The organism is Geodermatophilus sp. CPCC 206100 (assembly GCF_048569675.1).
Lineage (GTDB): Bacteria > Actinomycetota > Actinomycetes > Mycobacteriales > Geodermatophilaceae > Geodermatophilus.
Genome location: NZ_JAQISV010000003.1, coordinates 256573 through 281307, shown reverse-complemented (window position 1 = coordinate 281307; position 24735 = coordinate 256573). Strand labels below are relative to the sequence as shown.

General features: G+C 74.1%; 20 protein-coding genes. 4 read left to right on the top strand and 16 right to left on the bottom strand.

Annotated elements, in window-relative coordinates:
- Positions 1 to 58: 58 nt before the first annotated feature.
- From PGN05_RS01850 to PGN05_RS01830, 5 genes are read right to left on the bottom strand one after another with little or no spacing between them, the layout of a single operon-like run.
- Positions 59 to 1048: an ABC transporter permease gene (locus PGN05_RS01850; RefSeq protein WP_419750654.1), complete on the bottom strand. Its 990-nt coding sequence runs from the start codon at positions 1046 to 1048 to the stop codon at positions 59 to 61.
- Between the two features lies 1 nt (position 1049).
- Positions 1050 to 2576 carry a sugar ABC transporter ATP-binding protein gene (locus tag PGN05_RS01845; RefSeq protein ID WP_419750652.1) on the bottom strand — a complete coding sequence of 509 codons (1527 nt, stop codon included), beginning with the start codon at positions 2574 to 2576 and terminating at the stop codon, positions 1050 to 1052.
- Positions 2573 to 3634 carry a zinc-dependent alcohol dehydrogenase gene (locus PGN05_RS01840; protein WP_419750650.1) on the bottom strand — a complete coding sequence of 354 codons (1062 nt, stop codon included), beginning with the start codon at positions 3632 to 3634 and terminating at the stop codon, positions 2573 to 2575. Before PGN05_RS01840 ends, PGN05_RS01845 begins: the two co-directional genes overlap by 4 nt.
- Positions 3635 to 3656: 22 nt before the next feature.
- Complete coding sequence (locus PGN05_RS01835; protein WP_419750649.1) at positions 3657 to 4637, bottom strand: transketolase family protein; 981 nt, start codon at positions 4635 to 4637, stop codon at positions 3657 to 3659.
- Positions 4637 to 5515, bottom strand: a complete 879-nt coding sequence (locus PGN05_RS01830; RefSeq protein ID WP_419750647.1) for a transketolase — start codon at positions 5513 to 5515, stop codon at positions 4637 to 4639. Before PGN05_RS01830 ends, PGN05_RS01835 begins: the two co-directional genes overlap by 1 nt.
- Before the next feature lie 402 nt (positions 5516 to 5917).
- On the opposite strand from PGN05_RS01830, the gene PGN05_RS01825 reads away from it, so the two are divergent.
- The gene (locus PGN05_RS01825; protein ID WP_419750645.1) at positions 5918 to 7405 is read left to right on the top strand and encodes an aldehyde dehydrogenase family protein; all 1488 of its coding nucleotides are present in this window, start codon (positions 5918 to 5920) and stop codon (positions 7403 to 7405) included.
- Positions 7406 to 7538: 133 nt separating this feature from the next.
- Positions 7539 to 8048, top strand: coding sequence for a MarR family winged helix-turn-helix transcriptional regulator (locus PGN05_RS01820; protein ID WP_419750643.1), 510 nt, complete (start codon positions 7539 to 7541; stop codon positions 8046 to 8048).
- Positions 8049 to 8069: 21 nt separating this feature from the next.
- Here PGN05_RS01820 and PGN05_RS01815 read toward each other — a convergent pair whose 3' ends face one another.
- From PGN05_RS01815 to PGN05_RS01795, 5 genes are all read right to left on the bottom strand, one after another.
- Positions 8070 to 9188 (bottom strand): NDMA-dependent alcohol dehydrogenase, encoded by a 1119-nt coding sequence (locus tag PGN05_RS01815; RefSeq protein ID WP_419750641.1) that lies wholly within the window; start codon positions 9186 to 9188, stop codon positions 8070 to 8072.
- A 97-nt stretch (positions 9189 to 9285) separates the two neighbouring features.
- Positions 9286 to 9822 carry a MarR family winged helix-turn-helix transcriptional regulator gene (locus tag PGN05_RS01810; RefSeq protein ID WP_419750639.1) on the bottom strand — a complete coding sequence of 179 codons (537 nt, stop codon included), beginning with the start codon at positions 9820 to 9822 and terminating at the stop codon, positions 9286 to 9288.
- Between the two features lie 80 nt (positions 9823 to 9902).
- Positions 9903 to 11114 carry a cytochrome P450 gene (locus PGN05_RS01805; RefSeq protein WP_419750637.1) on the bottom strand — a complete coding sequence of 404 codons (1212 nt, stop codon included), beginning with the start codon at positions 11112 to 11114 and terminating at the stop codon, positions 9903 to 9905.
- Positions 11111 to 12739: a flavin-containing monooxygenase gene (locus PGN05_RS01800; protein WP_419750635.1), complete on the bottom strand. Its 1629-nt coding sequence runs from the start codon at positions 12737 to 12739 to the stop codon at positions 11111 to 11113. The genes PGN05_RS01805 and PGN05_RS01800 overlap by 4 nt, the downstream gene beginning before the upstream one ends.
- Before the next feature lie 86 nt (positions 12740 to 12825).
- Positions 12826 to 13857 (bottom strand): ABC transporter substrate-binding protein, encoded by a 1032-nt coding sequence (locus PGN05_RS01795; RefSeq protein ID WP_419750633.1) that lies wholly within the window; start codon positions 13855 to 13857, stop codon positions 12826 to 12828.
- A gap of 213 nt (positions 13858 to 14070) precedes the next feature.
- Here PGN05_RS01795 and PGN05_RS01790 point away from each other — a divergent pair, with 213 nt between their 5' ends.
- Entirely contained in the window at positions 14071 to 14919 is an 849-nt protein-coding gene (locus PGN05_RS01790; RefSeq protein WP_419750631.1) for an SDR family NAD(P)-dependent oxidoreductase, read from the top strand.
- Positions 14920 to 14928: 9 nt separating this feature from the next.
- Here the strand turns inward: PGN05_RS01790 and PGN05_RS01785 are convergent, their stop codons facing one another.
- The 3 genes from PGN05_RS01785 to PGN05_RS01775 all read right to left on the bottom strand — a co-directional run bounded on the left by PGN05_RS01785 (position 14929) and on the right by PGN05_RS01775 (position 21148).
- Positions 14929 to 19500, bottom strand: coding sequence for an HAD-IC family P-type ATPase (locus PGN05_RS01785; protein WP_419750629.1), 4572 nt, complete (start codon positions 19498 to 19500; stop codon positions 14929 to 14931).
- A gap of 65 nt (positions 19501 to 19565) precedes the next feature.
- Complete coding sequence (locus PGN05_RS01780; RefSeq protein WP_419750627.1) at positions 19566 to 19958, bottom strand: YybH family protein; 393 nt, start codon at positions 19956 to 19958, stop codon at positions 19566 to 19568.
- Positions 19955 to 21148 carry an AI-2E family transporter gene (locus tag PGN05_RS01775; protein WP_419750625.1) on the bottom strand — a complete coding sequence of 398 codons (1194 nt, stop codon included), beginning with the start codon at positions 21146 to 21148 and terminating at the stop codon, positions 19955 to 19957. The genes PGN05_RS01780 and PGN05_RS01775 overlap by 4 nt, the downstream gene beginning before the upstream one ends.
- Before the next feature lie 37 nt (positions 21149 to 21185).
- Between PGN05_RS01775 and PGN05_RS01770 the strand changes: the two genes are divergently transcribed.
- Entirely contained in the window at positions 21186 to 21569 is a 384-nt protein-coding gene (locus PGN05_RS01770) for a nuclear transport factor 2 family protein (RefSeq protein WP_419750623.1), read from the top strand.
- 5 nt (positions 21570 to 21574) lie between these two features.
- Here the strand turns inward: PGN05_RS01770 and PGN05_RS01765 are convergent, their stop codons facing one another.
- The 3 genes from PGN05_RS01765 to PGN05_RS01755 all read right to left on the bottom strand — a co-directional run bounded on the left by PGN05_RS01765 (position 21575) and on the right by PGN05_RS01755 (position 24638).
- Positions 21575 to 22039, bottom strand: a complete 465-nt coding sequence (locus PGN05_RS01765; RefSeq protein ID WP_419750621.1) for a DUF3237 domain-containing protein — start codon at positions 22037 to 22039, stop codon at positions 21575 to 21577.
- Positions 22040 to 22132: 93 nt separating this feature from the next.
- Positions 22133 to 23347 (bottom strand): DUF222 domain-containing protein, encoded by a 1215-nt coding sequence (locus PGN05_RS01760; protein WP_419750619.1) that lies wholly within the window; start codon positions 23345 to 23347, stop codon positions 22133 to 22135.
- Positions 23348 to 23660: 313 nt separating this feature from the next.
- Complete coding sequence (locus tag PGN05_RS01755; protein ID WP_419750617.1) at positions 23661 to 24638, bottom strand: hypothetical protein; 978 nt, start codon at positions 24636 to 24638, stop codon at positions 23661 to 23663.
- Positions 24639 to 24735: the final 97 nt, after the last annotated feature.

Below are 24735 nucleotides of genomic sequence, written 5' to 3'. Positions count from 1 at the left end.
GTGGGTGGGTGGTGCTGGTGGCGAGACGGCCGGCCCCGTCGGGGAGGACGGGGTCCTGTCAGTGGGTGCGCGACTTGAGCGCCGAGAGCGTGACCGCGGCGATGATGATCAGACCGGTGAAGACCTGCTGGTAGTAGGCGCTGACGCCGACGATGTTGAGCCCGTTGCTCATCACGCCGATGATGCCGACGCCCACCAGCGTGCCGCCGACGTTCGCCGCCCCGGACCGGAGGACGGTCATGCCGAGGAAGACGGCGGCGACGGCGAGCAGCATGTAGTTGTTCGCGCTGGTCGCGCTGGCGCTGGCCAGGCGGCTGACGAGGATGACGCCGCCGATCGCCGACACGAACCCCGCGACGGTGAAGGCGAGGAACCTCGCCATGCGCACGTTCACGCCGGAGAGCCGCGCCACCTCAGCGCTGCCGCCCACGGCGTACCACCGCCGGCCGAGCGTCGTGAACTTGAGCACCAGCCAGACGACCACGCAGACGGCGACGGCGAAGAAGATCGGCAGGGGGAGGCCGAGCGGCCGGCCCTGGCCGATCGTCTCGAAGCTCTCCGGCATCCCGAAGAGCGTGGTCCCGTCGGTGACGATGAAGGCGAGGCCACCGACGGAGGTGAGCGTCGCCAGCGTGGCCACGAACGCGGACAGGTTCATGTAGGCCACGAGGATCCCGTTGACCACGCCGACCAGCGTGCCGACGACCAGCGCCGCCACGATCGACATCGGGATGGACCAGCCCTGGATCATCAGCGCGGCGGCGGTCGCGCCGGCGAGGGTGGCGGTGACGCCGACCGACAGGTCGAAGTCACCGACGACCATGACCACCGTCTGCGCCGACGCGATGATCGCGAGGATCGCGATCTGCGCCAGGATGTTCCGCACGTTGCCGAAGCTCAGGAAGGCGTCGGGCTGCAGCGCGCCGAACAGGATGACGAGCGCGACGAGGGCGAGCAGCGTCCCGCCCTGCCACAGCAGCTGCGTGACGGGGGTGCGCTCGGTGGACGCCGCGGGCGCCACCACCGGGGGCGCTTCGGTCTGGGCCATGTCAGGCGGTCCTTCCGTAGGCGTAGGTGAGGAGGTGCTCTTCGTCGGCGTCGGCGGCCGGGACCTCACCGGAGACGCGGCCCTCGTGCATGATCAGGATCCGGTCGGACATGCCGATCAGCTCGGGCAGTTCGGAGCTCACCGCGATGACGGTGGTGCCGTTCGCCGCGAGGCGGCGGATGAGGCGGTAGATCTCCGACTTGGTGCCGACGTCGATGCCGCGCGTCGGCTCGTCCATGAGCAGCACCTTGGGCTTGCGGGCCAGCATCTTGGCCAGGACGACCTTCTGCTGGTTGCCTCCCGACAGCTGGCCCACCGGCTGGCGGGGCCCCCGGGCCTTGATCTGCAGGTCGCTGAGCGCCGAGCGGGCGATCTTCGCGATGGCGCCGTTCCGCACCAACCCCGCCCGGCTGACGGTGGGGATGTTGGCGACCGCGATGTTGTCCTGGATCGAGTTGTGGAGGATGACGCCCTGGCTGCGCCGCTCCTCCGGGACCAGCGCCATGCCCGCCTCCAGCGCGCGGCCGACCCCCACCGCGTGGGTGAGGGCGGCCCCGGCGACGGTGACCTCGCCCGACGCCCGCTTCTGCGCGCCCGCCAGCAGCCGGAGCAGCTCGCTGCGACCGGACCCGGCGAGCCCGCCGATGCCGAGCACCTCGCCCGCGTGCGCCCGGAACGAGACGTCCTGGACGCGGGAGCCGGTGAGGCCGCGGACCTCGAGCACGACGTCCGTCGTGGCGGTGTCCCGCTCCGGGTACATGAGGCCGTGCGGGCGGCCCACCATGGTGGAGATGACCTCGTCGATGTTCGTCTCCGCGATCGACTTGGTGATGATCGTCTCGCCGTTGCGCATGACGGTGAGCCGGTCGCAGAGCTCGAAGACCTCCTCGAGGCGGTGCGAGACGTAGACGATCGCCACGCCCTCGTCCCGCAGTCGGCGGAGCACGGCGAAGAGGTCGACGATCTCGGTGTCGGTCAGCGACGCCGTCGGCTCGTCCAGGATGAGCACCCGGGCGTCCGTGGCCAGCGCCCGGGCGACGGCGACCATCGTCTGCTGGACCGGCGAGAGCTCGCCGGCCAGCTTGCGCAGCGAGATCCGCTGGTTGAGCCGGGCCAGCTGCTCGGCCGCACGCTTGTTCAGCTGCTTCCAGTTGACGACGCCCCCGCGGCTCGGGGTCTCCTCCCCCAGCAAGATGTTCTCCGCCACGCTGACCGTCGGGATGATCGACAGCTCCTGGTAGAGCGCGACCACCCCCGCGCCGTGCGCGGCGCGCACGTTCGAGAACTGGACGGGCTCCCCGTTGCGCCGGATCTCCCCCTCGTCCGGCGCGTAGAGGCCGGTGACGATCTTGATGAGCGTCGACTTCCCGGCGCCGTTCTCGCCGAGGAGCGCGTGGATCTCCCCCGGCTGCACCGACAGCCGCGCACCGCTGAGGGCGTAGACGCCCTCGAAGTGCTTCTCGACGCCGACCGCCTCGAGCGCCGGCGTCGCCTCGGCGACACCGGGCTGCTGCAGGGCCGTGCTCACCGCTGCGCCTCGTCCACGTCGTTGCACCGGATGAGGACCTTCGGGTGCTTGCCGCTGAGGTGCGCGGCGAACGCCTCGACGGCCTGGTCGAACGGGAACGCGGTCTCGGTCAGGGCGTCGAGGTCCAGCAGGGGCAGCAGCTGGACCGCCCGGGGGAAGGCGTAGGGCGAGACGAAGACGCCGGTGAGGGTGAGCTCCTTGAGGTAGAGGAAGTCCGAGAGGTTCAGCGGCATCTCGAAGTCGTGCGGGTACATCGCGCCGTAGACGACGGTGCCGCCCTTGGCCGCGATGTCCAGCAGCCCGCGGACCGCTCGCGTCGAGCCCGAGGCGTCGATGACGACGTCGTACCCGCGTCCCTCGGTGATCTCCGCCGCCCGCGCCGCCTGGTCCTCGCCGACCGGGTCGATCACGTGCTGGGCGCCGGTGGCCAGGGCCATCTCGCGGCGCTCGGCGATCGGCTCGATGAGGGTGAGCGAGGTGGCTCCGTGCAGCCGCATCACCTGCAGCGCGAGCTGCCCGATCGGACCGCCGCCGCAGATCGCGACGCGGTCGCCGACGCGCATCCCGGACTTGTCCGCGATCCGGACGGCGACCGAGGTGGGCTCGAGCAGGCAGCCGCGCCGGAGGCTGACCGAGTCCGGCAGCCGGTAGACCTGCGACTCGTGCCAGGTCACCGTCTCGGCCATGCCGGGGCGGTTGTAGTCCTGGATGAACTCGCAGAACTGCTGGCGGCCGTCCCGGCACGGCCCGCAGCTCCCGCAGAACCGCAGGAAGTTGCCGGCGATGCGGTCGCCCACCCGGATCCCGGTGCGGACGCCGTCCCCCACCGCCTCGACCACGCCGGAGAGCTCGTGGCCGAGGCCGATCGGCACGTCGGTGCCGAAGAACCCCTCGGCCAGGTGGGGGTCCGACCCACAGATGGCGGAGTAGGCGACGCGGATGCGCACGTCCTCCGGCCCGAGCGGCTGGTCGGGCAGCTCGACGATGCCGATCCGGCCCCGCGCGCCCTCGTCCGGGTCGCGCAGACTGCCGATCTTGGTGACCGCGACTGTTCTCATCTGTCTCTCCGTCCGGCGCCGGTCAGTGGGAGGAGGGCCAGGAGGGGTGCGCGATCACCCGACGGGTGGCCGCGACCGTCGCCGCGAGCCCGTAGCCGTGCTTGTTCCGCAGCTCCTCGTCGTCCCCGAAGCCGGCGTAGACCTGCGGGATCCCCAGCCGCTCGAAGGCGGCGAGGCGGATGCCGCGGTCGGCGACGACGTCGGCGATCCGGGTGGCGAGCCCGCCGTAGGCGAGGTGGTCCTCGAGCACCACGAACCGGCCGCCGGTCTCGTCGGCGCACTGGGCGATGAGCGCCTCGTCGATCGGCTTGAGCGTGAACATGTCGACCACCCGCACCGAGCGGCCGTCCTCGGCGAGCTCGTCGGCCGCATCGAGGGCCTGCGCCACGGTCGTGCCGTGCGTGAAGATCGTGGCGTCGGTGCCCTCGCGGGCGATGATCCCCTTGCCGATCCGCACGTCGTGCTGGCCCTCCTCGTAGAGGACCTTGTCCTTCTTGCCGACGGCCAGCCGGATGTAGATGGGGCCCGGCATCGTCATCGACTGGCGCAGGATCTCGCCGACCATGAGGGGGTCACCGATCGAGGTGACGGTCATGTTCGTGAGGGCGCACATGAGGGCGAGGTCCTCGACCGCGTAGTGCGTCGACCCGCCGTTGCCGACCAGACCGCCGTGCGTCCCGATGATCTTGACCGGCAGGTTGGGGTAGCAGACGTCCGTGCGGATCTGCTCGAGCGCCCGCATGCTCAGGAAGGGCAGCATGCCGGAGACGACCGGGATGTTGCCGTCGTAGGCGAGGCCGGCGGCGATGCCGACGCAGACCTGCTCCGCGAGGCCGACGTCGAGGAAGCGGTCCGGGAACGTCTCCTGGAACTCGACCAGCGTGGCGCCGATGTCGGGGGTGAGCACCCACAGGTTGTCGTGGGTCTTGCCGAGCTCGGCCAGGGTGGACCCGATCACCGACCGGGCCGACAGCATCTCGCCGAACGTGAACGTGACCGGCATCAGACCGACTCCTTCTCTCGGGACGCCTCGAGGGCGGCCAGTGCTCGCTTGAGGTCCTCGGCGCCCAGAGAGCCGGCGTGCCAGGCGAGGTTGCGCTCCATGAAGTCCACGCCCTTGCCCTTGACCGTCTCGCAGATGACCACCGTGGGGCGGTCGCTGTCGGTCGCGGGCAGGTCGTCGATGGCCTTCACGAGCGAGGCCATGTCGTGGCCGTCGGTCTCGACCACGTTCCAGCCGAAGGCGCGCCACTTGTCGGGGTAGGGCTCGAAGGCGATCCGCTCCTCCGCGTGGCTGGTCATGAGCTGGCGGTTGCGGTCGACGAAGGCGACCAGGTTGCCGAGCTCGCTGCTGCGGGCGGCCATCGCGGCCTCCCAGACCGAGCCCTCGCCGGTCTCGCCGTCGCCGAGCAGGCAGACGACGCGGTGGGTCTCGCCGCGGTGCCGGCCACTGAGCGCCATGCCCACCGCGAGCGGGAGGCCGTGCCCGAGCGATCCGGTGGACGCCTCCACGCCGGGCAGCTGCACCTTGCAGGGGTGCATGCCGTAGGCGCTGTCGAGCTGCCCGTAGGTCTCGACGATCCCGTCGTAGGAGAAGAACCCGCGCATGGACATGGCGATGTACATGCAGACCGCCGCGTGGCCCTTGCTCAGCAGGAACCGGTCGCGGCGCGGGTTGCTGATGTCGTGCGGGTCCACCCGCAGTCCGTAGTGGAACAGCGCGGTGAAGATGTCCGCGGCGGAGAGGTCACCACCGATGTGGACGGCGCCCTCGTACGTGCCGCACAGGTGCAGCAGCTTGGCGCGCAGCTGGTACGCCCGCTCCTCCAGCTCCTCGACGGAGGGGCGCTCGCCCTCCAGCCAGACGGCATCGTCCTTCACTGGTACCTCCAGGTGTGGTGCGAGTGAGAACCGGACACGGCCGGTCGTTCTCGTTGCCTCGACGGGGTCATCGGGCCCCGGGTCAGTGTCCGCGGTGTCCGTGACGAGGGCCACAGTAGCGGCGTCTGATTTATATGTAAACAGTCGGAGCTGGTTTACACGTGAACGCCGATCCGCCCATACTTCCTGCGTCGCTGACACCCCCGGAGGGGACGGCGAACGGTGCCCCCAGGTCACGCACCGCCCCCGGACGAGGGGGCCTCCCCCGGTCACCGACCCGCCGGTGGGCGACCGGACCCACCCGCTCCCGAGACGCCCGTCGGGCCTCCCGGCGCGGACTGCGCAGAGCCTCGGTGCCGCCCGGCACCCCGGCAGACGGAACACACAGAGGTGGCGATCCGCATGACGAGCACGGTCAGCACGACGGCCCCGGTGACGACGGGCCTCTACATCGGCGGGCAGGAACGCTCCACGACGGACACGCTGGAGGTCGTCGACCCGGCTCGGCCCGGTGTCGTCGTCGGCTCCGCGGCCGCGGCGACTACGCAGGACGTCGCCGACGCCGTGGCGGCGGCGAAGGGCGCCTACCCGGCGTGGTCTTCCCTACCTGCCGCTGAGCGCGCGGCGCAGATGGCCGCGGCCATCGAGGGGATCGCCGACGAGCGGGACGAGGACGCCCGCGTGCTCTCCCTGGAGAACGGCAAGATCCGCATGGAGGCGTGGGTCGACGCCCTGGTCTTCGAGATCCGCTGGCAGCTCGCGCTCTCCCTGGCCGACGAGGTGGAGCAGACCAAGGTGCTGCCGCCGGCTCCGGGGATCCCGGTCCAGACCACCGTGGCCTACCAGTCGCTCGGCGTGGTGACCATCATCGTGCCCTTCAACTGGCCGATCGCCATCCTCGCCGCGTCCCTCCCGCACGCGCTGCTCGCCGGCAACACGGTGATCGTCAAGCCGCCGCCCTCGACGCCGCTGGCCACCACGCGCCTGGTGCAGCGGGTCGCCGAGAAGCTGCCCCCGGGCGTGCTCAACGTCGTCACCGGCCGGGACAGCGAGATGGCCGGCCTCATCCAGAACGACGACGTCGCGAAGGTCTGCTTCACCGGCAGCGTCAACGGCGGCAAGCGGATCATGGAGATGGCCGCCCGCAGCCTCACCCGGGTCACCCTCGAGCTGGGCGGCAACGACCCGGCCATCATCCGCGAGGACGCCGTCCTCGACGACGACCACCTCGACCGGCTCTTCGGTGCCGTCTACGACACCACGGGCCAGATCTGCATGAACGCCAAGCGGCTGTACGTGCACCGTTCACGGCAGGACGAGCTGGTGGCCGGGCTGACCAAGCGACTGGAGAAGGTCGTCCTGGGCCACGGCCTGGACGAGGGCACCACGATGGGCCCCCTGCACCAGCCCGCGCAGAAGGCGTTCGTCTCGGAGATCGTCGAGGAGGCCAAGGCCTCCGGTGCCACGGTGCTGGAGTTCGGCGAGCTGCCCGAGGGCGAGCTCGCGGGCGGCAACTTCCTGCGCCCGGCCATCGTGGTCGACCCCGACCCGGAGCTGCGCGTGGTCACCCAGGAGCAGTTCGGGCCGGTGATCCCCGTGATCCCCTTCGACGACGACGCCGAGGCCGTGCGGCTGGCCAACGACAGCTGGGGCGGCCTGTGCGCCTCGGTCTGGACCGCGGACGACCAGACCGCCACCCGGCTCGGCGGCCAGCTGGAGTGCGGCTACGTCTGGGTCAACGACCACGGCGCCGCCCGGCTGGACCTGCGCGCCCCGTTCGGCGGCATGAAGCAGTCGGGCATGGGCCGCGAGCAGGGCATCGAGGGCGTCCGGGCCTTCCAGGACACCCGCTCGATCGCGCACGCCGCGGACGAGACCGAGCAGGCCTGAGCACGCCGTCCGGGCCGGTGGGTGCCTCCCCGCCGGCCCGGACCGCGCCCCGGCTAGTGTCGGGAGTCGTCCAGAGTCGCTTTCCGGACGTGCCGGGGCCGGGCCTCCTGACGGCCCGGAGGAGGAATCGACGATGGAGCTGCCGCCCGATGCCGTCGCCGTCCCGATGCCGACCGTGATCGACAGCGAGGAGTTCACCCCGCGCCTGCTGGCCCTGCTGTCGAACAACCTCGTCTACCGCGAGTCGCGCGCCCTGCGCACCCGGTTCGGGCTGGGCACCAACGACTGGCGGGTCATCTCCGCGATCGGCATCCGGCCGGGGATCACGGCGACCGAGATCTCCGAGTTCGTGGCGATGAACAAGGCCATCGTGTCCAAGAGCGTGGGCGTGCTCACCGCACGCCGGCTCATCGTGCAGGTGGAGGACACCGGCCGTTCCCGGCACCTGTTCCTGACCCCGGCGGGCGTCGAGATGCACGACGCGATGCTGCCGATCTCGATGCGCGGCCAGGAGATCCTCCTCGCCGACCTGTCGGCCGAGGACGTCAGCCGGCTCAACGAGCTGCTGCGCCGGCTGCTCGCCCACGTGCGGGAGCTGCAGACCGACGAGACGGACGAGGCGGGCGACGCCGAGCGGGCCTGAGCGCCGCCGCGCCCCTGTCCGTCACCCCTCGTGCAGGATGATCCCCCGCACGATCTTCCCCTCGTCCAGGTCCTGGTAGCCCTGGTTGACCTCGTCGAGGGTGTACCGGCGGGTGATCAGCTCCTCCAGCTTCAGCCGGCCCGCGCGGTACAGGTCCAGCAGCCGCGGGATGTCGTAGAGCGGGTTGCTCATCCCGAAGATGTGGCCCTGGATGTTGCGCTGGTACCCGACCACCCCGCCGCCGGCGGCGAGCTGGATCTGGTTCTCGCCGGTCCGGCCGACCGAGGTGACCGTGACCTGGCCGCCCTTGCCGACGATCGCGGCCGCGGCCGAGACGACGTCGGCGGTGAGCACCCCGACGGTGCAGATGGCGTGGTCGGCGAGCTGGCCGCGGGTCATCTGGACCACCGCCTCGTGGGCCTCGCCGGCGTCGGCGAAGACGTGGGTGGCGCCGAACTCCAGCGCCTTCTCCCGCTTGAACGCCACCGGGTCGACGACGACGAGGTTCTTCGCCCCGGCGTAGGCCGCCCCCTGCACGGCGTTCATGCCGACCCCGCCGGCGCCGAACACCACGACGGTGTCACCGGCCCCCACCTTGGCGACGTTCACCGACGAGCCCCAGCCGGTCGGGACGCCGCAGCCGACGAGCGCGGCCACCTCGAAGGGGATGTCCTCCTCGATGCGCACGCAGGAGGCCTGGTTGACGACGGCGCGCTCGCTGAACGTGCCGAGCATGCAGAAGCCGCCGAGGTCGTTGCCGGCGTCGTCGTGGAAGCGGAAGCCGCCGTCGCCGAGCTTGCCGGTGGCCATCTCGGCGCCCCGGTCGCAGAGGTTCTGGTGCCCGGTGGAGCAGTACCGGCAGACGCCGCAGGCCGGGATGAAGGAGCAGACGACGTGGTCGCCGACCGCCACCCGGGTGACGGCGGAGCCGACCGCCTCCACCACGCCGGCGCCCTCGTGGCCGCCCACCATCGGCAGCCGGGCGACGCTGTCGCCGGTGCGCAGGTGCTCGTCGGAGTGGCACATGCCCGAGACGACGAACCGGATCCGGACCTCGTCGGCCTTCGGCTCGTCCAGCTCGAGCTCGGTGACCTCCCAGGGCGTGCCCGTCTCCCGGATGATCGCGGCGCGCGCCCTCATGCTGTTGCTCCTGGTGCTCGATGGTGACTGGGGGTGGCGGGTCGGCCGCCGGAGGCGGCCGGCGGGTGGTCAGCCGCCGGAGGCGGCCAGCGGGCGGTCAGCCGCCGGAGGCGGCCAGCGGGTGGTCCGCCGGTTCCGGCGCCCGGCGGGGGTCGTAGGCGGTGAGCGCGGGCAGGTTGGCGTGCACCCGCCGCAGCAGCCCGAGCAGCAGCGTCACGTCGGCCTCGTCCAGGCCGGCCAGCAGCAGCTGCTCGCGCTCCAGGGCCACCGGGACCATGCGCTTGTGCAGCTCGGCGCCCGCGGCGGTCAGGTAGAGCCGCCGGAAGCCGGGCGTGGTCTCCACGCCCACCAGGCCCCGGTCGACCAGCGTCTTGACGCTGCGGCTCACCACCGACTTGTCGAGCTGGAGCACGTTGCTGATGACCTGCGCCGTGCAGCCGGGGTCCAGGCCGAGGTGGGAGACCACCCGCCAGTCGTTGACGCCGATGCCGAACTCCCGCAGGTACACCTGGGAGGCCGACGAGGAGATCGCGTTGGCGATGACGGTGAGGTAGTAGGGCGCGTAGCGCTCCCGGTCGATGTGCCGCGACATGGGGCGGCGCCGCAGCCGCCCGCTCCCTCCCTCGCCGGCCATGCTCCCCCGCTCCGCCTCGGGACGCCGCACCGGCGTCGGTCTCCCCCGCAGGCTAGCCGGGGCGCCGTCGGTCGACCTGCTCACGCGGTCACGAGGGCGACCGGCAGCGACGCCCAGCCGCGCAGCGAGTTGTTGAGCTTGCGCTCCCCCGGGCCGAGCAGCCGGACCTCGCGGACCCGCTCGGCGAGTGCCCTCAGCAGCGCCTCGCCCTCCATCCGCGCGATGTGCTGGCCGATGCACTGGTGGATGCCCAGGCCGAGGTCCAGCTGGCCGTGGCCGCGCCGCTCGATGCGGTACTCCAGCGGCGCGTCGTACTGCCGCGGGTCGGTGTTGGCCGAGGCCAGCAGCAGCATGACCTTCTCCCCCGCCGGGATGCGGGTGCCGGCCAGGACGACGTCCTGCGTGGTGGTGCGGAAGATGTTCTGCACCGGCGACTCGTAGCGCAGCGTCTCCTCGAACGCGTGCCGCGCCAGGCCCGGGTCGGCCCGGAGCAGCTCCCACTGGCCGGGGTGGGCGGCCAGGCACTGCACGGTCGAGGCGATGCCGGCGACGGTGGAGTCCAGCCCGGCGCCGAACAGCGAGCGGACCAGCAGCGGCGCCTCCTGCTCGGTGACCGTGCCGTCGTCGGCCAGCGCCCAGATCCCGGCGCCGATGCCGCCGGGGCGCAGCTCCTCGCGCTGGCAGCGGCCGAGCACCCACTCGGTCGACCCGGCGGCGGCGGCCTGGGTGTGCCGGAACAGGTCGTTGAGCGGGCCGAAGCTGTTGAAGATCGAGTGGCCGTAGGGCAGCAGGTTCTCCCGCCCCTCCTCCCCGATCCCGACGGCGTCGGCGAACACCTGCACCACGTAGGGCTCGGCGAGCTCGGTCACCACCTCCACCCGCTCGCGGCCCAGCAGCCGGTCCAGCAGCCGGTGCGCGGCCGCCTCGAACTCCGGCCGCAGGTGCTGCAGGGCCTTGGGCAGCAGCAGCGGGTTGGCCGCGCCGCGGTAGTGGGTGTGCTCGGGGGGATCGGTCTCCAGCAGCAGGCTGCGCGGGCGCCAGGACGGCTCGCGGTGGTAGTTCTGCAGCCCGGTGCCGGCCGAGGACTCGTAGTCCCCCCAGTTGCGCAGGACCGCCTTGACGTCGGCGTGCCGGGTGACGACGTAGGCGTCGTACCGGGTCAGGCGCAGCACCGGCGCCTGCTCGCGCAGGGCCGTCTGCCACGGCACCGGGTCGGCGAGGTTCTCGAGGGCGAAGGGGTCGAGGTCGGTCTCCGGCGCCTCGACCGCCTCGTCCTGCAGCCCCGCGCTCACGCCGGCACCGTCCGCCGGTCGAGCCGGAAGCCGTTGTAGCCGGCCGCCGCGACCTCCGCGCAGCGCTGCCGGTAGGCCGGCACGCCACCGAGGTAGGGCATGAAGACCCGCGGCTTGCCCGGCACGTTCGCGCCGACGAACCACGACGGCGCCTGCGGGTACAGGGTGAGGGCGGCGACGTCGTGCACGTGCTGCACCCAGGCGTCCTCGGCGTCGAGGTCGGGCTCGATGGTGGCGATGTCGTGCTCGCGCAGGTACCGCAGGCACTCGGCGATCCAGTCGACGTGCTGCTCGATGGAGACGATGACGTTGCTGACCACCGAGGGGCTGCCCGGGCCGGTGATGGTGAACAGGTTGGGGAACCCGGCCACCTGCAGGCCCAGGTAGCTGCGCGGCCCGTCGGCCCAGCGCTCGCGCAGGTCGACGCCGTCGCGGCCGCGGATGCCCATCCGCAGCAGCGGCCCGGTCACCGCGTCGAAGCCGGTGGCGAAGACCAGCGCGTCGAACTCGTGCTCGGCCTCGGTGGTGCGGATGCCTCGGGGGGTGACCTCGACGATCGGCGTCCGGCGGAGGTCGACCAGGCTGACCGTGTCGCGGTTGAACGTCTCGTAGTAGCCGCTGTCCAGGCAGATCCGCTTGGTGCCGAACGGATAGCCGCGCGGGGTGAGCGCCTCGGCCACCTCGGGGTCGCGGACGGTCGCGCGGATCTTGGCCCGCACGAACTCGGCGGCGGTCTCGTTGGCCGCCAGGTCGGTGGTGATGTCGGGGTAGGACGCCGGGATGCAGGCGAACAGGCCGGTGTCCCAGCAGTGCTCGAAGCGGCGGGTGCGCTCGTCGGGGTCCACCGCCAGAGCCGACTGGGTGCCGCGCTCGATGAGGATGCCGGTGCGCATCTGCAGCACGGCCGCCCGGTGCTCGCGGTAGCGGGCCTTCCACTCCCGCTGGTACTCCGGGTCCAGCGGGGCGTTGCGCGCCGGGAGGCTGTAGTTCGGCGTCCGCTGGAAGACGGTGAGGGACGCGGCCTGCTCGGCGATGACCGGGATCGACTGGATGCCCGAGGAGCCCGTGCCGACGACACCCACCCGCAGGCCGGTGAGGTCGACCCCGTCGGCCGGCCAGTTGCTGGTCGACCAGATCGGCCCGGCGAAGGTCTCGACCCCGGGGATCTCCGGCGGCTTGGGCGCCGACAGGCAGCCGGCCGCGGTGACCAGCCAGGTGCAGGCCACCTGCTCGCCGGTGTCGGTGGCGATCCGCCAGCTGTTGGCCTCGTCGTCCCGGACGGCGGAGACCACCCGGGTGCCGAAGGTGATGTCCCGGCGCAGGTCGTAACGGTCGGCGACGTGCTCGATGTAGCGGAGGATCTCCGGCTGGGTGGCGTAGCGCTCCGACCACTCCCACTCCTGCTCGAGCTCGGGGTCGAAGGAGTAGGAGTACTCCAGGCTCGGCACGTCGCAGCGGGCGCCCGGGTAGCGGTTCCAGTACCAGGTGCCGCCGACGTCGTCGCCGGCCTCGAACACCCGCACGGTGAGCCCGAGGCCCCGGACGCGGTGGAGCATGTACAGGCCGGCCAGGCCGGCGCCGACGATGACGACGTCGACCGGCTCGCGGTCGGCGGTGGGGGGCACGGGGATCTCCCTCGGTCCGGGATCGGGCGGGTCGGAGGGGGGGTGGGCGGCGGCGCGGAGGGGGGGCCGCGCCGCCGCCCGGCCTGTCAGTCCCCCGGCGTCCAGACGACCTGGTCGAGGTCGGGCTCCTCGGTCAGGACGCCGAACTGGACCGAGGCATCGGCCAGGGCGGCCAACTCGTCACCGGTGACCGTCCCGTTGAACTGCGGCAGGCGCAGCGTCTCGATCAGCGCCGGGTCCAGCGTCGTGAAGTTCGGCAGCTGGGCGCGGATCTCGTCGGGGTTCTCCTGGGCGTACTCCTGGGACTCCGCGATCGCCTCCTGCAGGCGGGCGAACAGGTCGGGGTCCTCCGCGATGGCCTGCTCGGTGGAGAAGTACGCCGAGGAGGCGATCTGCTCACCGGGTGCGAGGTCGTCGTAGGGGTTGGCGATGACCCGGGCGCCGGCGTCCTCGGCGATGCTGCAGAACGGCTCGGCGCACACGAAGGCGTCGATGTCCCCCGCGCTCAGCGCGGTCACCTGGTCGGGGAAGGACAGCTCCACGAGCTGGACGGACTCGGGGTCGCCGCCGGCGGCCTCGACCGCCACCTTGGCCATGACCTCCGAGAGGTTGTTCAGCGTGTTGACGCCGATCCGCCTGCCGGCCAGGTCGCCGGCGTCCTGGATCGCCGGGTCGATGACCATGATCGAGTTGATGCCGAAGTCCGGGTCCCCGGTGCTCGAGGCCGCGGGGGCGATGATCTGCAGCGGCAGGCCCTGCTCGCGCGCCTGCATCACCGAGATGACGTTGCTGAAGGCGAACTGGTAGTCGCCGCTGACCACCGAGGGCACCAGCGCGGCGCCGCCCTGCCCGGTGTTGAAGTTCAGCGTGATCCCGCGGTCCTCGAAGAAGCCCTGCTCCTGCCCGAGGTAGAGCACGGCCACGTCGACGACGGGGATGACCCCGGCCTGGACGGTGACCTGCTCGGCAGGGGCGGAGCCCGACGACTCGCTCGAGCCGGTGGCCGCCGGCTCCTCCGCGTCGTCGGCGCCGCCGCACGCGGCGAGGACCAGGGAGACGGCGGCGGTGAGGGCCAGGGCCGCGCCCGGCCTGGCGGTGCGGTGCCTGAGGTGGCGCATCGTGCCTCGCTTCCGATGGAGCCGCGCTGCGTCGCGGTGGAGGACAAGGTGTCGTGCGTCACTCGGACTGTCAAGGGCTGTGTTGCACTTGCAACCGACGCGTTCGGCGTGTCGCCGCACGGCGGGTGAGCTTGACGACTGCCCCCCTGACCAGCAGGGTTGCGCGTGCAACCGGCCGGGACCCCCGGACGGCGCGGCAGCGGGGAGGCACGGATGGCAGCGGAGGTCGTCGCTCCGGGGCGGGTGGCGGTGGTGACCGGCGCCGCCAGCGGGATCGGGCTGGGGATGGCCCGCCGGTTCGCCGACGAGGGGATGCGCGTGGTCATGGCCGACGTCGAGGCGCCGGTGCTCGAGGCGGCCGCCGCCGAGGTCGCCGGCACCGGGGCGGAGGTCCTGCCGGTGGTCACCGACGTGGCCGACGCCGCCTCGGTGGAGGCCCTCCGCGACGCGGCGCTCGGCGCCTACGGCGCGGTCCACCTGCTGTGCAACAACGCCGGCGTGGGCGGCTCGCAGGACCCGCTGTGGGAGGTCCCCCTCGCCGACCTCGAGTGGGTGTTCGGGGTCAACCTCTGGGGCGTCGTGCACGGCGTCCGTGCCTTCGTGCCGGTGCTGCAGCAGCAAGACGCCGCGCACATCGTCAACACCAGCTCGGTCTTCGGCCTGTTCGCCGGCTCGCTGGGCGCCTACGGGTCCTCCAAGCACGCGGTCGTCGCCCTCACCGAGTCGCTGCACTTCCAGCTGCGCGAGACCGGGTCGCACATCGGCGTCACCCTGCTGTGCCCGAGCGCCGTCCGGACCAACTTCGACACCTCGGCCCGCAACCGCCCGCCGGAGGCTGGCCCGCGGGAGAACACCGGTGCCGTGTCGCAGGCCGCCCGCGCCGACCTGCACGCGCGCTCCGCCCCGCCCCGGGAGCCCGACGAGGTGGCCGGGATGGTCGTCGACGCCATCCGGTCCGACCGCTTCTACGTGCTCACCAACTCCGCGCGCGACGCCGCGATCCGCGGCCGCGCGGAGGAGGTGCTGGCCGGCCGGCCGCCCACTCCCCCGCTGGCCTGGTGAGCCGCCGCGTCAGCCGGCGGTCCGGCCGCGCGAGCGCCGCAGGAGGGCCGGGACGACCTCGGCCCCGGCGGTGCCGGCGGCGGCCCACCCCAGCACGACCAGCCAGGACAGCGGGTCCAGCGGGGTGCAGCCGAAGAACCGGCTGACCCCGGGGGTGGAGACCACCCCGACCAGCACGGCCAGCGAGCCGGCGGCGGTGAGCAGCACCAGCGGGCTGCGGCGTCCCGCCCAGGCGGTCTGGCCGAGCTGGGTGGTGATGAGCGCGGCCAGACCCATGGTCCCGGCCCGCCCGCGCGGGCCGGTGAGCCGGCCGACGGCCCACGCGCCGGTCGCGCCGGCGGCGGTGGCCGCGCCGCGCACCAGCACCAGGCGGCGGACGTCGGCCGAGAAGCCGCGCTGCGGGCCGGCGCGCAGCACCGCCTCCAGCCGGTGCCCGGCCAGCGGCCCCTCCGACGGCTCCGGGACGGCGGCCCGCGGGGTGGCCACCGCGACGGCCAGGGCCGGGAACATGTCGGTGAGCAGGTTGACCAGCAGCAGCTGGCGGGTGCCCAGCGGCGCCCGACCGCCGAACGCGGTGCCCAGCACGGTGAAGGTGACCTCGCCGGCGTTGCCGCCGACGAGGATGGAGACCGCGTCGCGCACCCGCAGCCACATCGCCCGGCCCTCGCCGATGGCGTCGACCAGGCGGGTGAGGTCGAGGTCGGTGAGCACCAGGTCCGCCGCGGCGCGGGCGGCCGGCGACTCGGCTCCCGAGACGCCGATGCCGACGTCGGCCAGCCGGATCGCGGCAGCGTCGTTGACCCCGTCGCCGGTCATGGCCAGTGTGGCCCCGGCCCGGCGCAGCGCGGCGACCAGCGCCACCTTCTGCTCCGGGGACAGCCGGGCGAAGACGGTGCCCTCGCGGACCATGCGCGCCCGCTCGGCGTCGGTGGCCCGGGCGAACTGGGCGCCGGTCACCACCTCGTCCGCGCCCGGCACGCCGGCCTGCGCGGCGATCGCCCCGGCCGTCTCGGGGTGGTCGCCGGTCGCCACCACCACCCGGACGCCGGCCGCACGCAGCTGCTCCACGGCGGCCACCGAGGACTGCCGCAGCGTGTCGGCGAGGCCCACCAGGCCGCGCAGCCGCAGGTCACAGGCGGCGGCGTCGAGGTCGTCGGGCACCCCGTCCAGCTCCCGGTCGGCGACGGCCAGCACCCGCAACCCGTCGGCGGCCAGCTCCTGCACCATCGCGCGGACGTCCGGCCGGCCGGTGCACCGGGCGGCGACGACCTCGGGCGCGCCCTTCACCACGAGCCGGCCGTCGCGCACCGCGGCGGAGAAGCCGCGCTCGGCGGCGAACGGCACGCAGGCGTCGGGCTCGCCCTCGGTGGTCAGCCCGCGCTCGACGGCGGCGTCGACGACCGCGCGGTCGGTCTCGTGCGCCTGCTCGTCGCCGTCGGCCACCGAGGCGGCGGCCAGCCGCAGGACGTCGTCCTCGCCGGAGCCGTCCTCGGCGGGCCGCAGCCGCGCCACGCGCAGCCGGTTCTCGGTGAGCGTGCCGGTCTTGTCGAAGCAGACGGTGTCCACGCGCCCCAGCGCCTCCAGCACGCGGGCGCTGCGCACCACCGCGCCCCCGCGGGACAGCCGCCGGGCGGCGGCCTGCTGCGCGACCGTGGCGACCAGCGGCAGCCCCTCCGGCACGGCGGCGACGGCGACGGCCACACCCGCGGACACCGCCTCGCGCAGCGGGCGGCGCCACAGCACGCCCAGCGCGGTGACCGCGGCGCCGCCGGCCAGGGTCAGCGGCAGCACGGCCGAGGTCAGCTCGCCGAGCCGGGCCTGCACGCCGGCCGGCGGGGCGGCGCCGCCGGCGGCCCGCGCGGCCCGACCGGCCTGGGTGGCCGAGCCCACCGCGACGACGACGGCCCGGCCGCTGCCGGCGACGACCGTGGTGCCGTCGAAGAGCATGCAGGTCCGGTCGGCGACCTCGGCCCCCGGCGTGGCGGGCACCGACTTGGTGACCGGGAGCGACTCGCCGGTCAGGTTGGACTCGTCGACCTCGAGGTCGGCCACCTCCAGCAGGCGGGCGTCGGCGGCGACGACGTCCCCGGCACCGACCCGGACGACGTCCCCCACCCGCAGCACGGCACCGGGCACGTCCTCCTGCCCGTCGTCGGTCTCGCGGTGCACCGTGACGTCCTGCTCGAGCAGGAGCGCCTCCAGCGCGGTCTCGGCGCGCAGCCGCTGCAGCCCGCTGACGAGGGCGTTCATGACCGTGACGCCGCCGACCAGCAGCGCGTCGGTGTTCTCCCCGAGGGCCGCGGTCGCCGCGGCGCCGGTGGCCAGCACCGGGGTGAGCGGGTCGGCGAGCTCCCCGGCCACGGTGCGCACGAAGCGCGCGGGCACCCGGACGACGGGCAGCCCGGCCACCACGCGGGCAGCGCCGGCGAGGCGGCCGGGGACGGACTCGTCGTCGCCGCGCAGGTCCGCGACCCGGCCGAGGACGTCGTCGGGGTCGAGCGCGTGCCACGGGGTGTGGACGGCGGGCGGCGGCGCGGGGCGCCCGGCGACGCGGACGGCCGACCAGGTGCCGTCGACGAGGGCCCAGGTGCTCGCCGTCTTGCCCGGTGCGGTCGCCTTGGCCTGGCCGAAGCGGGTGCTGCCGACCGCGGCGAGCAGCCCGCCGAGCACGTTGCCGGTCACCGCGGTGGTGACCGAGCGCCGGCTGACCGCGCGGGCGGGGACCGTGGCGTCGACGATCGCCCAGGCGTCGGCCAGCCCGGGCCGGGTGACCAGGTCCGCGCCCCACGCCGGGGCGCAGCCGGGGACGACCGGCGCGACGGCGACGTCGGCGGCCATGAGGGCCGGGCCGTCGGTCGCGGACACCAGCAGCACCGCGCGCCCGTCGCCCTGCAGCCGCCGGACGGTCGCCACCAGGGGCTCGTCGGGAGCCGCGACCTCGTCCGCGGCGCCGGCCACCTCGCGGGTGCCGACGTGGGCGGTCAGGACCAGCCGGTGCCCGGCACCGGACGCGGCCGCCAGGAGCGCCTCGGCGTGGGGGTCCAGCTCGGCGGCGACGGTGACCACGCCGACCCGGCGGCGGCCCTCCAGCAGGCTGCGCACCTCCCCGCCCTCGGCACCGGGGGCGCTGCGCGGCGGCCCCAGGCGCAGCCGCCGCCCGTCGCCGTCCCCGCCGGCACCTCCGTCGTCCCCGCGGGCGCCCAGCAGGCGGACCGCGGCCGTCCACACCGCCGCGTCGTCCCAGCCCTCGGCGTCGGCCGTCGCCTCGATGACGACCGGGGGTCCGGTGCACAGGGCGGCGCCGTCGACGACGACGGTGTCCACCCGGTCGAGGCGGCGGTAGGCCGCGCCGTCCATGGGGAGGACGCCGCGCCGGCAGAGGAGCAGGTCGAGGGTGGCGGCGAAGGACTCCCGGCCGAGGCTCGCCGCCTTGGGGTTCTGCGACTTGAGCATGTCGGCCGAGCGGGCGGGGCTGCCGGTGAGCGGGAGCAGGCTCAGCGCGGAGCCGAGCGCGATCCGCTCCAGCCGGGCGCGGTAGGCCTCGACGGGGCCGGGCGGCAGGGGCACCGGGCGCGGTCCGGGCGGGACGAGCGGCTCGGCGTCGTCGTCCGGCTCGGGCCCGCACAGCTCCGGCTCGCGGCGCCGCCACACCTGCCGCCGAGCGCGCATCTCCGCCACCTGCTGGAGGGCCGCGGCGGCGTTGAGGGCCGGGATGGTCGGGCTCTGGGTGAGCGCGTGCAGCAGGGCGCTGGTCCCGCTGAAGAGCAGGTCGGTGCCGATGACCCCGATCCGGCCCTCGAGCCCCTTGCGCACCCAGCGCTGGCTGTCGAGCAGCGCGATGGCCAGCGTGGCGTGCCGGGACAGCGGCGGGATCGGCAGTGCCCTGGCGAGGAAGGCGACCCCGACCGCGGCGGAGTCGACCGCGGCGGCGACGGCGGCGGCCAGCAGCGGCTCGAGGTCGGCGGGGTGCTCGGTCGACGACGTGAAGACGTGCGCCCCGCCGCGGGCCTGTTCGATCGCGGTGACCGCGCCGACGACGTCCTCCACCCGGACCCGGCGCTCGTCGACCGACACCAGCACGCGGCCGACCACGTCGTTCACCGCCGCCCACTGGACGCCCTCGAGGCGTTCCAGCTGCCGGCGGAGGGTGCGGCGCACCTCGGGCTGCTCCTCGGCCGCCGGCGCGGAGACCTCCACCTGGACGTGCCCGTCCCCGGCCCAGACGCGGCGGGTGTGCCGGGACCGCGGCGGCTCGACCATGCCCCTCGCGGAGTCGACCAGGGAGTGCAGGTGGCCGTCGGGGATGGGGTCGGCGCCGGTCAGCAGCGTCCCGACCGCCCGGGTGACGGGGACCGCGGCGGCCCGGGCCAGCTGGAGCGAGCCGTCGGCGACCGCGGCGCCCGCCCCGGCCGCGACCCCGGCGGCGCCGCGGGCCAGCCGGACGGTGGCGCGGGCGGGCTCGGCCAGCAGGCCGGCGGTGAGCACGGCGGGGGCGGCGGCCAGCCCCGCACCGGCGATGGTGAGACGGGTGGCCGTCCCCACCGCGCCGCGTGCGGCCTCGATCCTGCGCAGCAGGGTCATCGGCGTCCCTCGGTCGGTCCTCCCCGCACCGTACGCCCGCGGAACGGGATCGGCCTGGGCGCGCGTCAGGACAACGGGAACGAGTGGTGCTCGTGGGCGACCACCCACCGGCCGTCCTGGTGGCGGAGGCCGAGGGTGAGCCGCAGCCGGCGCCCCGGGCGCTCCGCCAGCTCCTCCGGCGATCCGCAGCGCAGCAGGGCGTGCGCCCAGGCGACGTCGGTTCCGGCGGTGACCTCGAGGTCGACGATCTCGAAGGACGCGCCCTGGCGCTGCCACTCGAAGACCGGCGGCCACGTCTCGCGGTAGGCCGCCAGGCCGCGGACGCCGTCGTCGGGGGGCGGGACGTCGAACACGACGATGTCCTCGGCGTGGTCGGCGAGCACCCCCGCCAGGTCGCCGGTGTGCACCGCGGCTGCCCATCGGTGCGCGAGGTCTCGGATCTGCGCGTCGTCGCTCACACCGGTTCCGACCGGCCTCCGGGCGCGGACTCATCGGCGGGCCGGTCCGCCGCGTCGGCCCTGTCGAGCGCCTCCAGCGCTGCGGGGTCCTCCCCCACCAGCTCGTAGCGGTGGCCGTAGGTGTCGATGACCGCCTCGATCGCGGCGACGACCGGGATGGAGACCAGCGCCCCCATCGGCCCGAACAGCCCCGCGCCGACGATGACCGCGCCGAAGGCGACCGCGGGGTGGATCGCCACCGTGCGGGCGGTGATCCGCGGGGCGAGCAGGTAGTTCTCGACCTGCTGGTAGACCACACCGAACACCACCACCCAGAGGGCGTCGACCGGCTGCCCGGACAGCGCGATGAGCGCCGGGACCGCGATCGCCAGGTAGGTCCCGATGGTCGGGATGAACTGCGAGATGACGCCGGTCCACAGCGCCAGGGGCAGCCAGTACGGCACGCCGAGCAGCAACAGGAACAGGCCGGTGGCCAGCGAGCTGATCGTGGCCAGCACGAGCCGGGAGACGACGTAGCCGCCGGTCTTGTCCACCGTGATGGCCCAGACCGTGGTGATGAACCGCTGCTGCCGGGGCGGGAAGCGCCGGGCGACCGTGGCCCGCAGCTGGGGGCCCTCCGCGGACATGTAGAAGGCGAACAGCAGGAAGGTGAGCACCTGGAAGACCAGCCCGACGAGGGTGGTGACGAAGCCGACCACGCCCGGGGTGAGGTCGGAGACGATCTGCTGGATCCGCGCCGGGGTGAGCTGCAGCGACGAGACGATGTCATCGGGATCGACCGTGGTGCCGAAGGTCCGGTTGACCCAGATGACGACCTCGCGGACGACGTCCGGCAGGGCCGTGAAGAGTGAGGTGAGCTGCTCGACCAGCAGGGTGCCGAAGGCGGCGACGAAGCCGGCCAGCGCCGCGACCAGGGAGAACAGCACCAGGCCGGTGGCCGCGCCGCGCCGCAGCCCGAGGCGCTCCAGCCGCTCCACCAGCGGCTCGACGCTGATCGAGAAGAGCCAGGCGAGGAAGAGCAGGCCGAGGAAGCCGCGGAGGTTGGTGAACGCCCACACCGCGACCTGGTAGCCGGCCAGCGCGACGATCGCGAAGACCACGCCGCGCCGCAGCCAGGGCGGCGGCTGGCGGAACCACCCGCCGTCCTCCGTGCTCCGCTCGCGCGGCCTGGCCTCCAGCTCGCCGTCCACGCGGCGCAAGCTAGCGCCCTCCGGCGAGGATGGGGCCATGACGAGCGGGGACGAGGACGTGCAGGCGGTGCTGGCGGCGGAGGAGCGCCGTTACCGGGCGATGGTGGACGGCGACCTGGCCGCGCTGGACGAGCTGCTGGCGCCCGGGGCCAGCTACGCGCACTCCAGCGGCGCCCGGGACACCAAGGACGAGTACCTGGGCAAGCTCCGTGCCCGCTACTACGTGTACCGGCGCGCCGAGCACCCGGTGGAGCGGGTCGAGGTGGCCGGCGACTGCGCGGTCGTGGTGGGCCGGATGACCGCGGACGTCGACGTCGACGGCGTGCCCAAGACCATCGACAACCTGGCCCTCGCCGTCTGGACCCGGGCGGACGGCGCCTGGCGGCTGCTGGCCTACGCGCCGACGCGGCTGCCGGACTGAGCCGCTCAGTCCACGCGGAAGAAGTCGAACACCACCGCGGTGGGACGCCGCACGCCCGTTCCGACGAAGACGTGCGAGGTCAGCTCCGCCAGCCGAGGCACGGCGGTCTCGAACCGCGGCGAGGAGCGGAAGTAGATCCGGGACGGGTCGACCGGCAGGTCCTGGCGCAGCCGGGCGATGTCCTCGGCCGAGCCGGTGCGCAGGCCGGTGTTCTCCACGTACACCCGCTCGCCCTCGTCGCTCTCGAGCACGTACCGGGCCTCCGCGACCGTCTCCGTCTCGGTGCGGATGACCTGGAAGTCCGCGCCGCCGGGGAGCACCCGGCCGGTCAGCAGCGGGCCGCTCACCGTGCCGCCGGTGATCGGGATGACCCGCCGCTGGCCGGCCGGCGTCGGGCCGATCTCGATCGGCGCGTCGACGGTGACCTCGAGGTGCAGCACGTGCACGAGCGACGGCGGGGGGACGGTCACGGGGCCTCCTGGCGGCATCGAACGGACGCTCCGATCCTGCCGGTCGGGTCCGGCAGCCGTGCGGACGGTCCGGGCGAGCTCCGCGCCCCGACGTCAGGCGGCGGTGGCCGGGCGTTCGGGTGGGAGGAGGATCTCGGTGCCGTCGGGTCGCCAGGTGCGCCATCGCCCGTCGGATCCGCGTTGGACCCGGAAGCCGTGATGGACCTCGGTGTGGTGCCGCTCGCAGAGCAGCGCGGAGTTCTCCAGGTTCGTCTGGGCGCCGTTGATCCACTCCAGCCGGTGGTGCACGTCGCAGAAGTGCGTCGGCGCGGTGCAGCCGGTGAACACACAGCCGCGGTCGCGGTGCTCGACCGCCCGGCGCAGGTGCGGGGGCACGACGCGGGCGCTGCGCCCCAGGTCCAGTGGCAGCCCCTCGGGGCTGAGCACGATCCGGGTGACGGTGGCGTCGCAGGCGATCCACCGCGCCCGCGCCGCGGAGATCGTCGCCCCGAACCCCAACTCCGCTGAACCCGGTCCGGTCGCGGAGTCAGCGAGGTCTTCGAGCGGGATGGTGACCGCCACGTGCGGCTTCACGATGCGCAGCACCGGCAGCGTCCCCGACGCCAGGGCCAGATCGCACAGCTGCACCAGCGCATCCCCGAGCTGCTGGGCGCGGGTGCGCAGGTCCCCGGCGCACCGGCCCGCCGCGGCGATCGACTCCAGCGCCGCCTGGAACTTCTCCCCGCCGACGGCATCGAGCTCGACGCGGGCGGTGATGCTGCCGTCGGAGTGGCGGGCGATCGACACCGACCGGCCCTCGGTGGGATCCGGTTCGGTGCCGTCGGGGTCCAGCCGGGCCAGGTAGTGGCCCACCACCTGGCGCAGCGCCCGGTGGGGCCGGGTGGCGGCCACCTCGGCCAGCACCGCGTCGACCTCGGCCAGCTCCACGCCCTGCTCGGCGGCCGCGGCGACCCGCTCCGAGGTCACCACCGGCACCACCGCGGCCACCTGCTCGGCGCTGACCTGCCCGGCGGCGAACGCCCGGGCCACCGCCGGCAGGTGCTCCAGCACCCGCCCGGCCCGCACCACCCGGCCGGCCTCGGCCGCGGACAACCGGGCGTGCCCGCGCAGCCAGGAGCGCATCGTCGTCAGCCCGTCGTGCTCCGCGGCCCGCCGGACGTCCGCGGCCCGCACCGTGCGGGCCAGCTCCGCCTCGATCCGGTTCCGTGCGGCGACCAGCGCCGCGGTCCGGTCCAGCAGCTCCCCGTCGCCCAACCCGGCCAGGTCACCGTCCCCGAGGGCATCGAGCACCGACGACAACCCGTCCACGACACCTCCCGGCGACTTCGATCACGTGTTCGAAGTCTACCGCGATCAGGCGGCGCCCACTACGCGGATCCCCAGGTCAAACGGCTGTCCACAGATCTGCAGAGCCCCTTGCGACCGAAGGAGCGCGGCGGCGGGTAGTGCAGCCCACGCCATACCGTGGTCCTGACGAGGTCGGCGACAACCCCGCGTGCCCGGCCTCCGCGTCGGATGACACCGCGTCGCCGCCCGGCATGTCCCCGAACTCCCAGCCGCCACCCACGGCTCGCCCGGGCGTCTGCGCACCCGCCGCCCGGCGGGTGCGGTCCCCGCCTCCTCAGCCGATCGGCGCGAAGGACGGCTCCTCGACCGGGCTCCGGCCCGGCACGCGGTCTGCGCCGGCCGCGGCCCCGCGCCGGGCGGCTGCCCAGCCGTACCCGCCGGCCACCACGACGGTCACCAGGACGCCGACGTAGGCCCACAGCCACGGGTCGGAGCTGCTGACCTCGGCCCGGTAGCGGGCGAGCACGAGCAGCTGCAGCGCGCCGAACACGGCGTAGGCGGCGGCCGGCCCGCGCAGGCGGGTGAGGTCGCCCTCGCGGATGACCAGGGCCGCGGCGATCCCGAAGGCGACCAGCCAGGCGCCGATCACCTGGGCGCTGAGCGGCATGACGTCCCACGGCCAGAACCCGGTCATGGGCTCGGCGGTGTGGTGCACCGCCAGGCCACCGGCGAACAGGACCGCACCGGCCGCCGCCAGGGCCGCCCCCTGGACCGCCAGCAGGGCCGACAGCCAGAGCGGCAGGTTCCGGCGCCGGGCCACCGCCGCGGGCCGGCGCCAGCCCTGCGCGCAGACGACGGCGAGGCAGGCGAACGGGATGACCAGGTAGACGGCGAGCCACAGCCAGGCGGCGCCGCGGGCGAGCGCGTCCCCGTCGGTCAGGTGCAGGCGGTGGGTGTGCAGCACGGTGGCGACGAGGGTCAGCCAGGTGAACACGGTGACGGTGAGGACCGGGATGCGCACCCGGCTCCACGACCGCTGCCGCAGCGCCACCACGGACAGCACGGTGCCCGCCGCGTAGGCCGCGCCAATGAAGGCGGCCGTCACCTCGGAGTGGATGTGCCAGGCGAAGGCCTCCGCCGTCTGTCCCGGGCGGAACAGCAGCTGGACGACGGCCAGCGAGGTGAGCCCCACGAACACGCGGAGCAGCACCCGGGTGCCCGGCCGGACGACGTCCGCCGGGTCCTGCGGGTCGGGCTGGTGCGAACCCGCGTCCGCCGACGAGCCCGGCGCGACGCGGTCGGTTGCGGTCATCGACCATCCTCGGGGACCGGTCCGGGGCTGCCCCGGAACCGCGAGAGTGTGCAGCCCGAGCGTGGGACCGCAGGACCCGGAGCACAAGGCATTAATC

What these genes read in the sequence shown, in the direction of transcription:
- PGN05_RS01850 (WP_419750654.1), bottom strand. Translation starts at nt 1,048, where the DNA reads ATGGCCCAGACCGAAGCGCCCCCGGTGGTGGCGCCCGCGGCGTCCACC.
- PGN05_RS01840 (WP_419750650.1), bottom strand. Translation starts at nt 3,634, where the DNA reads ATGAGAACAGTCGCGGTCACCAAGATCGGCAGTCTGCGCGACCCGGAC.
- PGN05_RS01835 (WP_419750649.1), bottom strand. Translation starts at nt 4,637, where the DNA reads ATGCCGGTCACGTTCACGTTCGGCGAGATGCTGTCGGCCCGGTCGGTG.
- PGN05_RS01825 (WP_419750645.1), top strand. Translation starts at nt 5,918, where the DNA reads ATGACGAGCACGGTCAGCACGACGGCCCCGGTGACGACGGGCCTCTAC.
- PGN05_RS01820 (WP_419750643.1), top strand. Translation starts at nt 7,539, where the DNA reads ATGGAGCTGCCGCCCGATGCCGTCGCCGTCCCGATGCCGACCGTGATC.
- PGN05_RS01815 (WP_419750641.1), bottom strand. Translation starts at nt 9,188, where the DNA reads ATGAGGGCGCGCGCCGCGATCATCCGGGAGACGGGCACGCCCTGGGAG.
- PGN05_RS01810 (WP_419750639.1), bottom strand. Translation starts at nt 9,822, where the DNA reads ATGGCCGGCGAGGGAGGGAGCGGGCGGCTGCGGCGCCGCCCCATGTCG.
- PGN05_RS01795 (WP_419750633.1), bottom strand. Translation starts at nt 13,857, where the DNA reads ATGCGCCACCTCAGGCACCGCACCGCCAGGCCGGGCGCGGCCCTGGCC.
- PGN05_RS01790 (WP_419750631.1), top strand. Translation starts at nt 14,071, where the DNA reads ATGGCAGCGGAGGTCGTCGCTCCGGGGCGGGTGGCGGTGGTGACCGGC.
- PGN05_RS01785 (WP_419750629.1), bottom strand. Translation starts at nt 19,500, where the DNA reads ATGACCCTGCTGCGCAGGATCGAGGCCGCACGCGGCGCGGTGGGGACG.
- PGN05_RS01770 (WP_419750623.1), top strand. Translation starts at nt 21,186, where the DNA reads ATGACGAGCGGGGACGAGGACGTGCAGGCGGTGCTGGCGGCGGAGGAG.
- PGN05_RS01755 (WP_419750617.1), bottom strand. Translation starts at nt 24,638, where the DNA reads ATGACCGCAACCGACCGCGTCGCGCCGGGCTCGTCGGCGGACGCGGGT.